The organism is Teredinibacter sp. KSP-S5-2, from assembly GCF_032773895.1.
GTDB lineage: Bacteria > Pseudomonadota > Gammaproteobacteria > Pseudomonadales > Cellvibrionaceae.
In genome coordinates this window covers 4,974,411-4,989,705 of sequence record NZ_CP120416.1, presented here as the reverse complement: position 1 = coordinate 4,989,705, position 15,295 = coordinate 4,974,411, and the positions used below count along the sequence as shown (strand labels likewise).

The 15,295-nt window shown below is 44.1% G+C and carries 20 protein-coding genes; 2 read left to right on the top strand and 18 right to left on the bottom strand.

Annotated elements, in window-relative coordinates; all coding sequences use genetic code 11:
* Positions 1-36: 36 nt before the first annotated feature.
* The 10 genes from P5V12_RS21550 to rimO all read right to left on the bottom strand — a co-directional run bounded on the left by P5V12_RS21550 (position 37) and on the right by rimO (position 7,498).
* Positions 37-165 carry a hypothetical protein gene (locus P5V12_RS21550; protein ID WP_316955147.1) on the bottom strand — a complete coding sequence of 43 codons (129 nt, stop codon included), beginning with the start codon at positions 163-165 and terminating at the stop codon, positions 37-39.
* Positions 166-325: 160 nt separating this feature from the next.
* On the bottom strand, positions 326-670 hold the full coding sequence (locus P5V12_RS21545) for a hypothetical protein (RefSeq protein ID WP_316955146.1): 345 nt from the start codon (positions 668-670) through the stop codon (positions 326-328).
* Positions 671-900: 230 nt separating this feature from the next.
* Entirely contained in the window at positions 901-1,056 is a 156-nt protein-coding gene (locus P5V12_RS21540) for a hypothetical protein (RefSeq protein WP_316955145.1), read from the bottom strand.
* Positions 1,057-1,260: 204 nt separating this feature from the next.
* Positions 1,261-1,395 carry a DUF5992 family protein gene (locus tag P5V12_RS21825; RefSeq protein ID WP_410483311.1) on the bottom strand — a complete coding sequence of 45 codons (135 nt, stop codon included), beginning with the start codon at positions 1,393-1,395 and terminating at the stop codon, positions 1,261-1,263.
* Positions 1,396-2,032: 637 nt separating this feature from the next.
* Entirely contained in the window at positions 2,033-2,548 is a 516-nt protein-coding gene (locus P5V12_RS21535) for a hypothetical protein (protein ID WP_316955144.1), read from the bottom strand.
* Positions 2,549-2,947, bottom strand: a complete 399-nt coding sequence (locus P5V12_RS21530; RefSeq protein ID WP_316955143.1) for a hypothetical protein — start codon at positions 2,945-2,947, stop codon at positions 2,549-2,551.
* A gap of 101 nt (positions 2,948-3,048) precedes the next feature.
* On the bottom strand, positions 3,049-3,459 hold the full coding sequence (locus tag P5V12_RS21525; RefSeq protein WP_316955142.1) for a hypothetical protein: 411 nt from the start codon (positions 3,457-3,459) through the stop codon (positions 3,049-3,051).
* Between the two features lie 367 nt (positions 3,460-3,826).
* Positions 3,827-4,261 (bottom strand): acyl-CoA thioesterase, encoded by a 435-nt coding sequence (locus P5V12_RS21520; RefSeq protein ID WP_316955141.1) that lies wholly within the window; start codon positions 4,259-4,261, stop codon positions 3,827-3,829.
* Between the two features lie 34 nt (positions 4,262-4,295).
* Complete coding sequence (locus tag P5V12_RS21515; RefSeq protein WP_316955140.1) at positions 4,296-6,092, bottom strand: EAL domain-containing protein; 1,797 nt, start codon at positions 6,090-6,092, stop codon at positions 4,296-4,298.
* A gap of 62 nt (positions 6,093-6,154) precedes the next feature.
* Complete coding sequence (rimO, locus tag P5V12_RS21510) at positions 6,155-7,498, bottom strand: 30S ribosomal protein S12 methylthiotransferase RimO (RefSeq protein WP_316955139.1); 1,344 nt, start codon at positions 7,496-7,498, stop codon at positions 6,155-6,157.
* Between the two features lie 236 nt (positions 7,499-7,734).
* Here rimO and P5V12_RS21505 point away from each other — a divergent pair, with 236 nt between their 5' ends.
* Positions 7,735-8,478, top strand: coding sequence for a class I SAM-dependent methyltransferase (locus tag P5V12_RS21505; RefSeq protein WP_316955138.1), 744 nt, complete (start codon positions 7,735-7,737; stop codon positions 8,476-8,478).
* A 2-nt stretch (positions 8,479-8,480) separates the two neighbouring features.
* Here P5V12_RS21505 and P5V12_RS21500 read toward each other — a convergent pair whose 3' ends face one another.
* From P5V12_RS21500 to P5V12_RS21490, 3 genes are all read right to left on the bottom strand, one after another.
* Complete coding sequence (locus P5V12_RS21500) at positions 8,481-9,134, bottom strand: YdcF family protein (protein WP_316955137.1); 654 nt, start codon at positions 9,132-9,134, stop codon at positions 8,481-8,483.
* On the bottom strand, positions 9,127-9,840 hold the full coding sequence (locus P5V12_RS21495) for a YafY family protein (protein ID WP_316955136.1): 714 nt from the start codon (positions 9,838-9,840) through the stop codon (positions 9,127-9,129). The genes P5V12_RS21500 and P5V12_RS21495 overlap by 8 nt, the downstream gene beginning before the upstream one ends.
* 72 nt (positions 9,841-9,912) lie before the next feature.
* Complete coding sequence (locus tag P5V12_RS21490) at positions 9,913-10,227, bottom strand: hypothetical protein (protein WP_316955135.1); 315 nt, start codon at positions 10,225-10,227, stop codon at positions 9,913-9,915.
* A 205-nt stretch (positions 10,228-10,432) separates the two neighbouring features.
* Between P5V12_RS21490 and pip the strand changes: the two genes are divergently transcribed.
* Positions 10,433-11,404 carry a prolyl aminopeptidase gene (gene pip, locus P5V12_RS21485; protein ID WP_316955134.1) on the top strand — a complete coding sequence of 324 codons (972 nt, stop codon included), beginning with the start codon at positions 10,433-10,435 and terminating at the stop codon, positions 11,402-11,404.
* A 71-nt stretch (positions 11,405-11,475) separates the two neighbouring features.
* Here pip and P5V12_RS21480 read toward each other — a convergent pair whose 3' ends face one another.
* The 5 genes from P5V12_RS21480 to lipB form a co-directional block, all read right to left on the bottom strand.
* On the bottom strand, positions 11,476-12,240 hold the full coding sequence (locus P5V12_RS21480) for a transporter substrate-binding domain-containing protein (protein WP_316955133.1): 765 nt from the start codon (positions 12,238-12,240) through the stop codon (positions 11,476-11,478).
* 109 nt (positions 12,241-12,349) lie between these two features.
* On the bottom strand, positions 12,350-12,853 hold the full coding sequence (locus tag P5V12_RS21475) for a GNAT family N-acetyltransferase (RefSeq protein ID WP_316955132.1): 504 nt from the start codon (positions 12,851-12,853) through the stop codon (positions 12,350-12,352).
* Positions 12,854-12,864: 11 nt separating this feature from the next.
* Positions 12,865-13,839, bottom strand: coding sequence for a lipoyl synthase (gene lipA / locus P5V12_RS21470; RefSeq protein WP_316955131.1), 975 nt, complete (start codon positions 13,837-13,839; stop codon positions 12,865-12,867).
* 64 nt (positions 13,840-13,903) lie between these two features.
* On the bottom strand, positions 13,904-14,626 hold the full coding sequence (locus tag P5V12_RS21465; protein ID WP_316955130.1) for a hypothetical protein: 723 nt from the start codon (positions 14,624-14,626) through the stop codon (positions 13,904-13,906).
* The gene (lipB, locus tag P5V12_RS21460; RefSeq protein WP_316955129.1) at positions 14,627-15,295 is read right to left on the bottom strand and encodes a lipoyl(octanoyl) transferase LipB; all 669 of its coding nucleotides are present in this window, start codon (positions 15,293-15,295) and stop codon (positions 14,627-14,629) included.

The following is a 15,295-nucleotide window of genomic DNA, read 5'->3' as shown; positions in this document are numbered from 1 at the left end:
GTTACAATTAGATTTCCAAACTTATTTCCTCTTTGCTTAAAGCACTTTTTGATCGATATCATAAGGCGTACTTAGAGAATCCAGGATCTGATCAGCGCTCTGATTTTCCAAAAATACACCTTGCATCAGTTTGTCAACCAGCTCGGTACCTTGATACTTATCCATTAGTTTCTTACGGCGCATCTTGTGCTTAGCAAGCTTTAAAAGAAGCGCGATCCCTACGCGCAGCCCCAACAAAGAATTTTTAGAGTTTAAAACTGTTATATCTCTTACTCTGATTTAGATATTACAACCGACTAACAGGCGAAATAATAATGGTGGATTGCTATGTTTCAGCTGGATTATTACTAGATCTTAGTGTTTTTAACCAAACAATTAAGTACAAAATATTAGGTAGACCTACTACATTTAAATAGATCATAACATCATAACCAGCTAACCCTTTGTTGGATTTAAAGACTATTTCGTATTTCACATCAAAATAGCAAACCATTGCCACAAGCCAGACAAAAAAGGGAAAAAGCCTTTTTACCAGCTTTACTTGACGGCGTCTAACTAAATTGTAACTTGTCACAACCACATCAAAAATACCAAGAGCAATTACGACCGGAGACAACACCATCTGGGCAAGACCAAAAGAAATGAATATTAAGTATAGAATCGTCATCACCTATGAAAAAAACAAATCAGCTGAGAAATATAACGTCCAACAAAAAACTGACGAAAAGCATAGATTTTTGGAAATACATGTCAGCTGGCCGGTCGTTAATCGGTTTATTAAGGTTTATAATTATACTTGCCTATCAAGCTAGCTACTTTTTGGCGTCAGACATATCAACATGCTCACACCAACCCACAAGACCACTCTTTTCATAAAATTCCGTGTCAATACAATATGAATTATTGTAGAGTTCGATAGCCGATAAATTTACAGCTGATCGCCCCCGACTCATAGTTCACGCACTTTAATTTGACTTCGTGATTTTGGTAGATGGGTGTATTTTTCGGCAATTCTATTACCACACTCCCTTTACCTTCCATTTCTACTGTAGCCATGACGTTAGACCCAGCCCTTCCTTGAGATAGACTTATTCCTTTAAGAACGCCTTCTTCTTCGAAGGTAGACACCTTCTCGCCTCTCATCCAATAAGCAAATATAAATACTATTATCACGACAACGAAAATAACAGAACCAACAATGGTAAAACTTTTCTCACTTATATTGATAATATCACTCCGTCATTCTTAAATATGCCTTCGTTAACTATTTTTAACCTTTATATAAAATACCTTACTGCAAGCCGAATCAATATAATTATAAATATCAACTTCCATCCCTGTGGATAACGCCTGAATTGCTGTAGAATATGTTCTATTATACGCTTCGATTTTCACCGCAAAAGAGGCAAGAAACCTGATAATTTCATTATTAATGCAAGCCCTTTTCCACCTGCAACAAGAGACGAAAATTGCGCATCGCCATCTACAATACTAAAATTAAACAGCGTAGCCATTAGATAATCTAGCGTTATAAAACTCACTCCACATGACAGTTTGGTAACACATTTGAACGATACCTTTTAGTTAACCAGAGCAATAGCACCCCAACAATGCTAACTAACGGAATAGTTAACATAAACAGCCATCCAGATACACGAAGTACTTTATCGTAAAACCCTAACTTTGACTTATTCTTGAATGCCACGAACCATGCAAATAGCACAAATGGGATAAGGACAACAATTTGTGCTATTTGCGAAAACAAAAACTGGCTAATAACAGCCAAAATCAGTTTTGATTTCTCCATAGGATCCGCATCAGTGTAGAGAAGGTACCACCAATATGGCTGCAACCAATTCCAGATAAAAAAATATATTGAAGGAATAACTATTATGGAAGCGACATATCTTAACATGGAAATTTGATACCCTCTAAACTACATAAAACCTCAACCAACGGCGAGCGAAATAGAGTCCACCAAAAACAGTGTTTTTTTCAGTTTGTGTACGCAACATCAGCCTGTCAACTATTTTCACCAAAATTTCCACCATGGCTTTTTAGCTAAAAAAGTATCACAATGCTCTATCATTTGCATACCTGACGTTACAAAATTCAAACCACTATAATTTTGAGACTCTATTGGACCAAAAGAAACAAAATATATACCCTCACAAAATATTTGTAATTTTGCAACTGCATAACAGCTATTCATACATTCAGTTTGAATGGCGAAACCATCTGCTCGCGGTATCAAACTCCAAAACTTTTCATACAATGTCTTATTTTCTTCAACAATTCCAAGAAATACAGCCGCTTGATTCTCATCCATGGTTTTGTTGAAAACCTCGATTGCTGAATCTAACCCGCTAAACTTATAGAAAAAATATTCACCATCATATTCCATGCTAGGCTGACAGAATGCGTTTATACTTAAAACCAAAACAGTTATACCAAATACGAGTTTCGTATAACACCCACATAAAAGGCGGAACGTCAGCGGCGTCCAACGAAATAAAGTGGAGCGATTTTTGACGTTATTGTTAAGCATTTACTCTACCGGAAGAACCATTACGAGACCAAGTAAACACATCAACGTTATTACTAATGCAATTACTGAAACGCCAGCCACTTTCCAGTTAGATTGAAACGTATACGATTCGACAGCTTCAATCTCTTCTTTAGACACCTGCCATTGCCATGCGATTCCTGCTGCAATAGATGAGTAAGCAATAGGAATAATAGTGTTTGGAAAATTGTCTGGAAGCTGAAATGTAAACCAAAATAGAAAAACAGTAAAAGCAAGGGAAGCGGCTATAGATACACTTGAAAGATTAGCTTTATTCATGCATTCAAAATTTCTGCTTAAATAGTAAGCAGCTGCAATGGGGCCACCAATGAATGTTCCTACATAGATCTGCCTTGGGGAAAAGACTTCTTTAATATTCACTACACTCTCCATTATTATTGATGCTTAACGCCCGTAGCTGCGGGCAATTTGTAGCGAGGAACGAGCGAAAAATTGATCCGCCAACCTACGCTTGTTATACATTAACCCCGATCCCAGATTTTCTCTGGATCTTGGCTTAGCTGCCATTCCACATAATCCTCTGGAGGCCTAGTTATATCGATTATGTGCTCTGATGTAAAAGGTACTTCGACACCAAATTCTAGATAAAATAGTTCATTTGGTTCAATAGTAGCTGGCTGACTATCAAGTATGCCGATATAGAAATCTCCAACAACCTCTGAAACTATGACATACATTCTTTCACCAGATACAATAACCTTCCCATCCTCATCCTGGCTTTCGATATCAAAAATCAATTTAGCCGCATCGCCCACTTTTAGGCTCTTCCTCGCCTCTAAAGCTGGAATGAAAAAACTATCTGGATTTTCAGTATTACACTTTTCCGCCGACCTCAACTCCCAGAAGTCCGTTTGCATATTAGCTAAGTTCATAATTATGTATAACAGTAGGATAAGCGACAGTTTGTCCAATAACATTCTGTACAGAACAAAAGAGAGAGCAAGAAAACTCTTTTAGTTTCAACGGATTGGCCTCCTCTGCTTATATATTGTTTGTTATAGGTACTGTCCAGCTTGCTATTTCATTATCCAAACTTTAACCCTATTGTCCAATAACATTATTGATGTCTATTAAATGGATAAATTTATTAAAAACTGGACGCCGAGTTTTTTTCTTTTATTTTAATCGGTTAAAACACTGTGACGTACGAGAATACATTTTATTTTTGGCATTTTGTCTCTATATAATTATTAAACGGTATTGGATTATTGCAATAGCCATTTATGGCGCGTCAGTTTGTTAAAGCCGCTTTCTTCTTTCCAGGGCGTCGTTCCAACGTCTTTTTTGATCTTCCGTTGCGGGTACTAGAGGTTCTATTTGCGTCGGTTTGCCATCGGAGTCGACGGCTACCATATTGAAGTAACAGGAGTTGGTGTGGCGCACGACTTGTTTTTCAATATCTTCTGCGATGACTTGTATGCCCACTTCCATGGAGGTTTTCCCGGTGTAGTTTACGGAGGCATTGAAGTTGAGGAGTTCGCCAATGTGGATGGGTTGTTTAAATAATACTTTTTGTACAGAAAGTGTGACTACATAGTGGCCGCAGTATCGCATGGCGCAGGTGTAGGCGACTTGGTCGAGTAGTTTTAATAGTTCCCCACCGTGCATTTTACCACCGAAGTTGCTCATTTCGGGGGTAACGAGTACGGTCATTTCTGTTTCGTGGCTGCGCATGGGGCACCTCTAGGCAAAGGGTTTTGCGTACAGGTTATAGGATAAATCGCACACCTGCTGCGTCTTTGATCACGCGGGTGTGGTCTTCTACCAGCGCGAGCAATTCTTCTTCGGCGAGGGGTTTGCAATAATAGAACCCTTGCACTTGGTCACAGCCGCGATCAATTAACCAGCGTGATTGTGCCGGCCGTTCGACACCTTCGGCAATAACCTGTAATTGCATGTTGTGGGCCAAATCGATAATCGATTTTGCAATAGAGGCGTCGCTGTTATTGGTATCTATATCGCTAACAAAACTGCGGTCGATTTTTAATTTATGAATAGGAAATTGTTGTAAGTAGGCCAGTGAGGAATAACCGGTACCGAAATCGTCAATGGCGAGAGACAAGCCCATTTTACTTAAGCAACCTAACATTTCTGCGGTAACGGATGCGTTTTCCATTGCCGAGCTTTCGGTGATTTCCAATTCCAGATATTGCGGGGCCAATTTGCTTTCGGTTAATACACGAACCACGGTTTGTTCGAAATGGTCCTGACGAAATTGGCGCATGGAAATATTTACGGCGACTTTGCCAAAATGAATACCCTGCATTAACCAGGCTTGAAACCGCTCACAGGCATGGCTGAGCACCCACTCGCCCAGTTGATTTATTAAGCCGGTTTCTTCCGCCAGTGGAATAAAGTGTACCGGGGAAACCAGGCCTCTATCTTTATGTTGCCAACGCACCAGGGCTTCCAGGCCGACAATTCTTCCCGTGTTCAAATCAACCTGAGGTTGATAAAACAATTTCATTTCGTTGCATTCAATCGCCCGGCGCAAATCATTTTCCAGTAGTAAATAATTCACTGCATTATCGGTCATGGCATGGACAAAAAACTGGTAGCAGTTTTTGCCGGCGTTTTTGGCGTTGTACATGGCTGCGTCAGCATTTTTTAATAGCTGATCAATTCCTTTCCCATGATTGGGGTACATGCTAATACCGATACTGCCCGAGCAGGAAATATCGTGTCCTTGAATGGTCATGGGTTCGGCCAGGGACTTCAGAATTTTGCCGGCAATTTTTTCCACGTCTTCCACATCGCGGATGTTTTCCAGAATCACCACAAATTCATCGCCACCCAAGCGCGCCACGGTGTCGGTGTCTCTGAGTTCGTCCAATAAATGTTGGGCGGCTTTTTTCAGGAAGGCATCACCAAAATCATGGCCAAAGCTGTCATTAATTAATTTGAATCGATCCAGGTCGATGAGCAGTAAAGCAATGGTGGAATGGCTGCGATTGGCTCGTGAAAGGCTTTTATTTGCGCGGTCGTAAAAGAGTGAGCGATTGGCTAACCCGGTTAAGGGGTCGTGAAAGGCCATGTAGTCGATACGCGATTTATGGTCACGCAGTGCACGCTCGGCCAGTTTAAATTCGGTAACGTCGGTACCAATGCTGTAGATAATGGTGTCGGTGTCTCTTTTTACGTAGAGACGATGCATGTGGTAGTGATGCATGGAGCCGTCTTTATGTTTGGCGCTCAGCTCCCAGGCTTCAGCGGGCTGGTTTAAAGCTGCCTCCATGGCCATGTTTTCCACCCGGCTTTGTACCAGCGCCGGGTAGAGGTCGGCTTCTTTTTGGATATCGTTCAGGTCGTCGCTCACCCCGGCAAGTAGGGTGTGGTGTTGGCTGGCAAACTTGACGTTGCCTTCCAGATCGACCGCAGAAACCAGCACGGGCACATACTCCAGCACCGTGCGCAGGTATTCTTCTGAGTTGTTCGTGTCCAGTAGTATGGACACAAGTCGTTCGTTTACGTTGTCAGCGGATGAGGAACTCCGAGTGTCTGACATATTTGATTACTGGCTCCAGCCCTATGTTTAGCGGTTTTCTTATGAGGTTAGCTCAAAACCCATTAAGATTCCGCCTCGTAGTCCACTAACTCGCCCCAAAGATCGTATTCGTCTGCGGCAGTAATTTCCACCTGAACCCGTTGCCCCGGTTGCAGGTGGCCACCATCAACAACCGTGACCACGCCATCGATTTCCGGCGCATCGGCATATGACCGCCCGGCAGCCTGTTCGCCGTCGGTCTCATCGATCAGGATTTCCATTTGGTAACCCACTTTCTCTGCCAGCTTGCTAGCGGAGATTTCAGCTTGCAGCTCCATAAAGCGCTGTTTGCGCTCCTGCTTCAGCTCTTCCGGTACTTGGTTGGGCAGGTCATTGGCGGTGGCACCATCGACTGGTGAATATTCAAAGCAGCCAACACGGTCAAGCTGAGCTTCTTTCAGCCAGTCCAACAGTATTTCAAAGTCTTCATCGGTTTCGCCAGGGAAGCCGACAATAAAGGTGGAACGCAATACCAGTTCCGGGCACTGTTTACGCCAGTTATGTATGCGCTCCAGTGTTTTTTCCTGATGCGCCGGACGTTTCATGGCTTTTAATACCGACGGGCTGGCATGCTGGAATGGGATATCAAGGTAGGGCAGAATTTTCCCTTCCGCCATTAATGGCATGATGTCATCCACATGAGGGTAAGGGTAAACATAATGCAAACGTACCCAGGCACCTAATTCGGAAAGCGCATTACACAGATCGTACATTTTGGTTTTTAACGGACGCCCCTGCCAGAAGCCGGTGCGGTATTTCATATCCACTCCGTAGGCGCTGGTGTCCTGGGAAACGACTAACAGTTCTTGTGTGCCCGCCTGTACCAAACGTTCGGCTTCGTCCATCACCTCACCGATTGGTCGACTGACCAAGTCGCCGCGCATGGATGGAATAATGCAGAAGGAACAACGGTGGTTACAGCCTTCAGATATTTTCAGGTAGGCATAGTGTCTGGGAGTCAGCTTCACCCCTTGAGGCGGCACCAGGTCGACAAAGGGGTTATGTTCTTTATTTGGTGGCACGTATTCGTGCACAGCGGAAACCACGCTTTCGTATTGATGCGGGCCGGAAACAGCAAGCACATCCGGGTGTACATTCAGAATGGCGTCTTTATCGGCCCCCATACAGCCGGTCACAATCACACGGCCATTTTCTTTCATGGCTTCACCAATGGCATCCAGAGATTCCTGTTTGGCGCTGTCGATAAAACCGCAGGTATTTACCACTACAACATCAGCCTGGTCGTAGGTAGGTACGACATCGTAACCGTCAAGTTTCAGCTGGGTAAGAATGCGTTCTGAGTCTACCAATGCTTTGGGGCAGCCAAGGCTAACGAAGCCAACTCGGCCGGAATGTTTCTCTGTCATAGTGTTACCGAAAGGAGGGTGCTGTAAAAAATAAGGGGGGATTCTAGCGGATTGAGCGCCATCAAGAAACGACCGGTCAGCGGATTATCCCGCAAGGTATGGAAATCGGCGTTTTTAAAACCCAGTTTCGAGGTTTATACGCTGAAATAAATGCGTTTTTGTTCGCATAGCGCCCGAGCTTTCCGGTTATACTGCGCGCCCCTCAATTACTGACCCCGCTGTCCTGCCTAACCCCTATGTCTTCTAACGCCCTATATACCGATTTATCGGGTTACTATGATTTGATGTGCGCCGATATTGATTACTTGGAACAGAGTGATTATGTGCGCAGGCTTTTTCAGCTGTTCGGCAATCAAGGCAAACATCACCTCGATTTAGCTTGTGGAACGGGGCCGCATATTGAGCACTTTATCGATTACGGTTTTACCTGTAGCGGGCTGGATATTCATCAGCCGATGCTGGATATCGCCAAACAGCGCTGCCCGCACGCCCATTTTATCCAAGGGGATATGTGTCAGTTCGAGATGGATGAACCACAAAGCCTGATTACCTGTTTTTTGTATTCCATCCATTACAACAATAACCTGGACAAACTCGCGGCCTGTATTGCCAATGTGCACAGAGTATTGAGTGCTGGCGGTTTATTTTGTTTTAACGCTGTAGATAAAAGCAAGATAGACAACCGCTCATTTACTCAACATACAACCACGTACAACGAGAGTATTTTTAACTTTAAATCCGGTTGGTTTTACCCTGGAAGTGGCGATGAGCAATCGTTGAAACTCGGCATTAAAAAAACAACAGATGGTGTTACCCAATCGTGGCAGGATCAGCACGCTATGGTGGCCATCACTTTTGAGGCGTTACGCCGCTTACTTGAACCTTATTTTGAGGTACAGATTTTTGAACATACCTACGACAAAATAAACCTTTGGGACGGTGAAAGCGGCAACGCGATATTTGCGTGTATTAAAAAATAAGATCAGGCCAGCTGCTTATCAAACCCCATTTGCACTAGCCTTAAGTAAGCGTCCATGACTTCTTGTGGGATGTCCTGCACTATCTGATAGCCTTTTTCCGCATACAGCCACATGCGCTGTAAATCGCCCACCAGCGTATTAATAAACAAGGTTTTATCGATGTGTTGATAGGGGTAATTCAAGTAGGTTAGTTCCGGGCAGGCCAAAACCACTTTTTCAGTTGGATAGTGCACACGGAAGGTGGCGTAAGCACGCCGGCACATGTAATTTTTTTGCACCAGTAAAAAACTATTCGGGCTTAACGATTTTTCCTCCAACATTTCTATTGAGAAACGAAAGTTGTCCCCCGTGTTGGTGGCTTGAGGTTCGATAAATATACGAGAGGAATCAACTCCTGCATCCAGTGCATAACGAGCAAAGTATTCCGCTTCAGAGGTGCCGTATAAACCATGAGTTCCCCGCCCAACGGCCCCAGTGTATATGGCGTATTTTGCCCAATCGTCTTGCAATAAGCGGGCAGCGGTTTCTGCCACTCGTGGGTCATTGGAACCCAAAACAATCATGCACTCCACTTTTTCTAATGGTGTGCTCAGTTGCATGTAGTCCCAAATTATTTGCGCGTGACGGTCGACGGACTGTTCAAATAGATTATTCAACTTCTCCCCTTAAATATTCGTAATATCTTTGTCTTTGCATCTCGAGGTAGTGGCCCAGAGAACGGTTCGGATCCGTTACGAAGTGTTCCTCTAAACTTTGAAATTTGGTGATGCGGTCCAAACGAAAAACCCGATAATCATTGCGCAGCTCACACCAGGCAACTAGCGTCCAGGCCGAGCCCCAGAAAAATAAGCCCAGAGGCCAGAGTGTACGTAAGGAGTTAGATTCCTTGGCATCGCAGTAATGAACCTTGATCATGGTTTTATTTTTGATGGCTTTGCGTATAGCTTCGCTGTACTGACTGGCCAGTGTTTGCTCCTGAAACTTGGGCACCATAATCGGCGAGGTTTCTTCGACTTCTCGCAATTGGCTGGGTAACACGGCAAGTATTTTGTTTAACGCGCTGTTCGCCGAAGCAGCCAGTTGCCTATCACTCCAGGAACGCACCATACGCACGCCAAGCAACAGCGCTTCGACTTCATCGTGATCAAACATAAGGGGTGGCAGGTCGAACTGTCGCTGTACACGGTAGCCAACACCCGCTTCGCCTTCGATGGGAACACCGGATAAACTCAAGGCCTGAATATCCCGGTAGATGGTTCGTTCAGACACTTCCAGTTTTTCTGCGATCTGTTTGGCGGTCAGAACCGTTCTGCGGTTTCGCAATAGATTCAATATTTGAAAAAGTCTTTCTGCCTTACGCATGAACAATTACCACTGCAACGGTGTGAATCACTCTACCTTCGGAAAGACATCCTTGTCTATCTACAACCTTTATTACGCCATATCCATTTCGGGATAGATGCTGGAGTGTACAACAGACCGTGTCACCTTGACCGATGCCTCATCAATCAACGCCATATACTCTACTGCAACCGGTTTTTCCATGACTTTACCGCCTTTCTCCTCAGCCTCGGCGCCACTCCAATATACCGTGTCGAGCCATTCGCCATTTTCTGTTTGTGATAATGAGCGGTATAAAAAACCGTCAAGTTTAACCAGCTCTAGATTAAACTTGTCACCGACGTCAACCAATGCTTTTTCTGTCGCGCCGTCTTTAAGATTGAATTGATACTGCTTAATAATGTGCATAATCCGTAACCTCCACTGAATGAATGTAATGTGTATATCTGGTCTACCAGTTTCAAACTGGTTGCAGAGAATAACGGGGGGCTACTGACAGCCTAGTGTCAGCAGATAATTGAAAGTAAATGCGAACCAGGCAGCCATCGCGGGAACTGCCCTGAAGCAAAATGTCCTACACTTAGGAAAATAACAAGAAGGATCCAGACACCTGATGCAAATACTCTACCCTGAGATCAAGCCTTATAAACAACATACTCTGGCAGTGAGCGACATTCATACTCTGCACATTGAGGAATGTGGCGACCCTGATGGTATACCGATTCTGTTTATTCACGGCGGTCCGGGAGCAGGTTTCAGCAAGCATGACAGGCGTTTTTTTAACCCGGAACGCTACCGTATTATTTTACTCGACCAACGTGGTGCCGGACGCTCTACCCCACATGCAGATTTAACAGACAACACCACTGCCCATTTGATCGACGACCTGGACACAGTCCGCCAGCATCTTGGGGTTGCCAAATGGGTGTTATTCGGCGGCTCTTGGGGGTCCACCCTGGCGCTGCTGTACGCCCAGGCCTTCCCGGAAAAAGTATTGGGCATGATTCTGCGGAGCATATTTCTTGCCCGACAAAAAGACCTTCATTGGTTTTATCAGGATGGTGCCAGTAATGTTTTCCCGGATTATTGGGAGGAGTACCTCCACCCCATACCCGAGGAGGAACGCGGTAACCTGATGACGGCCTATTATCAAAAGCTTACCGGTGATAACGAGTTGGCCAAAATGGCCGCCGCCAAAGCTTGGTCGACCTGGGAAGGTCGATGCGCAACCCTACGCCCCAACCCGGAAATTGTTCATGCTTTAGCCTCCCCCCATATGGCTGTTTCACTGGCCAGAATAGAGGCGCACTATTTTGTGAATAATGCGTTTATACAAGAAAACCAGATATTAAATAATGCAGATAAGCTCAAAGGCATTCCCGGCACAATTATTCACGGCCGCTACGATATGGTGTGTCCTCTGGACAATGCTTACGAACTCCATAAAGTATGGCCAGAATCTGAACTGCAGATTATTCGCGATGCTGGTCACTCTTCCCATGAACCGGGAATTATTGATGCGTTAGTGAAAGCAACGGAAACCATGGCAAGAGAAATTTCTGGAGAAAAAGGGCCTATTTGTTAAGGCCCTTTTGATGTTAGCAGGGCACGTTTTCCAAATGATAGGGATAACATCAAACAACCTGTTTTAAAAACCTAAAGCCCATAGTTTTGCATTATTTTTTCAATCTCTCCCCGCGCTTTTAGTTCGCGCATTTTCAAATCAAAAAACACCATCATCTTTTCAATCTTTTCCCGCTGTTTGTTATCCGGAGAAAACGCCATATAGATGTTTGCCTCGGAAACACAACCGGCTTCACGAATCTGGTCTTGAGCTTTTAATTTAGAGAGTTCGTACAGTGTAGTATTACGGGTAAAAAGAAAGGCATCCATACGCCCCTGGATAAGCTTCCTTACACTTTTTTGCACATAGGTTCCGGTATAAGGCATAAACTGGAATTGCCTTTTGTTGTTTGCAATAAAGGCGTTTAGTTCTTCCACAGAAGTGTCTGTCGCGATTCCAATTTGCTGATTATTTAACGAAGATACACCGGTATATTGCCAGGATGATCGACCATGTGTAAAAAAACACATTCGCTGCGTACCGACTTCATGTTGCGGATATAACAAACTCGGTGCTTCCGCTTTCGCAGGTGAAAGCAAGGCATGAGCATCGCCATTACGCACCAGAAGAATGGATCGAGACCAGGGATAGTCGGTAATTTGAACTTGGTAAGGAGAGTCTTTAAAAATAAGCTTAACAATGTCCTTTACATAGCCTTCTTGCTCGCCACTTGAACAAAGCTGAGGGCACCAATCAATAGATGCGATTTTAAGTTGCTCAACAGCAAAAATTACTGAACTTTGGCAGAAAAATGTCAAAAACAAACCGATCTTTTTTAACTTGGCACTATTCCACATTTTTTGAGCTCTTTTCCATATCGGGGATATTCACTGTGAATTAAGTGTAGACAATATAGTTATTATGTTTAAAAACGATGGATGATCAGGATAAAACAGAAGAAATAGACTACAGAGAATGGATATTTTTTGTGAACACTGAAAAAGGCAAACATCCGATTTCCACTACACCCTTTTCTGCCCAACCCAAATGACGATACAAGCCCCCAAGGTTTTGGGCATACAGCGTTAACACACCAATTTGATTTTCCCCTGCATAGCGACAGGCAAAGCTTTCCAGTTGACGCCCGATACCTTTGCCTCGATACGCACCCAAGACAAAAAAGTTGGTAAGAACAATGTCATTTTTTTTAGCGGTTTGATAACGGACAAGACTAATACTGCCGACCGGTTGCTCGTCAATAATAGCAACAAAGGTCGACGGTATGCTTTCAAAGCCTAGGTGCTGACGAAATTTTTCAGTGCAGCTTTTTACACTAATCTGGCTGACCTCATCACCCGAGACATTGGCTTGAGCGACTCCCGAATGGGTCCATTCGCCATATTGCCATTGGGCAATGAGCTCCACCCATTCAGGGTGTAAGCTCAGGTTCTCGATGACGATACTGGACAATATGGGGCTGCCTATTTAACCACTTCACCATGAGCTTGCTTATCTGCATGATAAGACGAGCGCACTAAAGGGCCGCAGGCTGCATGAGTAAAACCAAGCTCTTTGGCAACGGCGGTATACTCATCAAATTCTTCCGGTGTAACATAACGGTCAACAGGCAGGTGGTCCCTTGAAGGTTGCAAGTACTGACCAATGGTAAGCATGTCAATATCGTGCTCACGCATTTCTTTTAATACTTCAATAATTTCTTCTTTCGTTTCACCCAGACCAACCATTAAACCGGATTTCGTCAACACTTCCGGCTTTCTCGCTTTATATTGCTTTAATAAATCCAGTGACCATTTGTAGTTTGCTCCGGGTCGAGCCTGGCGATACAAACGTGGCACGGTTTCTAGGTTGTGGTTAAATACATCCGGCGGAGTTTGTTGCAGAATATCCAATGCCACATCCATTCTGCCCCGAAAATCGGGAACAAGAATTTCAACCTGCAAGCTCGGCAACAGAGCTTTTGATTCGCGAATACAATCAGCAAAATGTTGCGCACCACCATCACGTAAATCATCCCGGTCTACCGAGGTAATCACCACATATTTCAATTGCATTTCTGCAATGGCTTCAGCGAGATTTTTCGGTTCTTCTGGATCGAGAGGGTTGGGCTTGCCGTGGCCAACATCACAGAACGGACAACGGCGGGTACAAATATCACCCATGATCATAAACGTTGCAGTACCACCGCCAAAGCACTCACCCAGGTTAGGACAGTTGGCTTCTTCGCATACCGTCGATAACGAATTTTTGCGTAGTAATTTTTTTATTCGCTCTACTTCTGGAGATGAACTCACGCGAATGCGAATCCAATCCGGCTTACGCAACATTTCGTCGGAGTTAATTACTTTAACGGGAATACGCTCCACTTTATCCGCATCCCGCAGTTTTTCGCCTTGTTTGATGCGTCGTGTACGTTTAACCGGAATATCTTTATTCATAAATTCTTTTCTCTATCAAAACCTATTCCCAAGGCAATTGGTGCAATAGGTTCAAATTACACCATCAAAAATGCAACATAGCTTCCAACCGGACCCCGGAAAAATCCAGGTTTACTTCAGTGTCGACTATTTCATAACTAGATGAGGGCGTGGATGTCATACCCCACCCACTGTAGGTAAATCTATGCTCATATAGCTCAGTATCAAATTGAAGATCCTGATCAAAATACCCCAAGCGAAATTCAAGCTCTTTTATTGGTCGATATCCAATTGTTGTTCCCCATTCGAAGCCTCTAAACTGACGCAAACCTGCAATATAGGCATCAAGACTTATACTTTCAGAGAAAGGTGTTATCAAACGAAATCTCGGGTAAAACTCTAATTCGTCATTTTTATTTTTTATTTTATTACCTTGCACTTTTGCATTTACATCTGCATAGGTAACACCTAGCTCAGCCTCAGCTTTAATATGTTTTTTATCCAGAGCTTTATAAAAGAGGCTCGCGCCAATAATGGAGATATCAATCTCCATATCCAGTGGTTTAGCTACCCACTCACCATTTTCCATCTTGTAGTAGTTTTCCGACGAATCGCTGCCTTCTGCTTTTGTCTTTTGCACAAAACTTCGAACATACAAACGGTTTACAATTTCTTTATCAACGGAAACCGAATAGTTGCTTGCATTATCATCTTTAATAGAAACGGTATTACATCCGCTTATCAAGAAAGCCACGGTTAAAAGCGAAATAAAGCCATACGGCTTAAACTGGGCAAATCTTTTTTCCATTTATAATCCCTCATTATCCAATGTCAATTTCAGTAAATTTGCTAACACCTGCGAATACTTTGCCTTAATTTCATCGTAAGCAGGAACGGAAACCCCTTCTGGTATCTCCCGCCTAATATCCGTCATTTCCAGTCCGGCGTAACCACATGGGTTAATCCCCCGAAAAGGACTGAGATCCATATCCACATTGATGGCCACTCCGTGAAAACTGCATCCACGTCGAACTCGCAAACCGAGCGAAGCTATTTTTTTGCCGTCAACGTAAACCCCTGGAGCGTCCGGCTTTGCCACCGACGTTATGCCATATTCTTTTAGTAAGTCGATAACGCTATTTTCGATAAGCGTGACTAAGTCGCGCACACCTATGCCTAACCGCTTGAGATCCAGCAGGGGGTATGCCACCAATTGACCCGGACCGTGATAGGTTATCTGCCCACCACGATCGGTTTTCACCACAGGTATTTCATTAGCGTGTATCAGGTGTTCCGGTTTTCCCGCCTGGCCCTGAGTGTACACAGCAGGGTGCTCAACAAGCCATAACACATCGGGAGTATCGGCATTCCTTTGGTTGGTATAGTCCTGCATCTTTTGCCAGACTACTTGGTACTCCTGCTCACCGAGATAGCTCACGATTAATGCCTTCGCCGGCTCTAAACGGTTCTCAGTCAT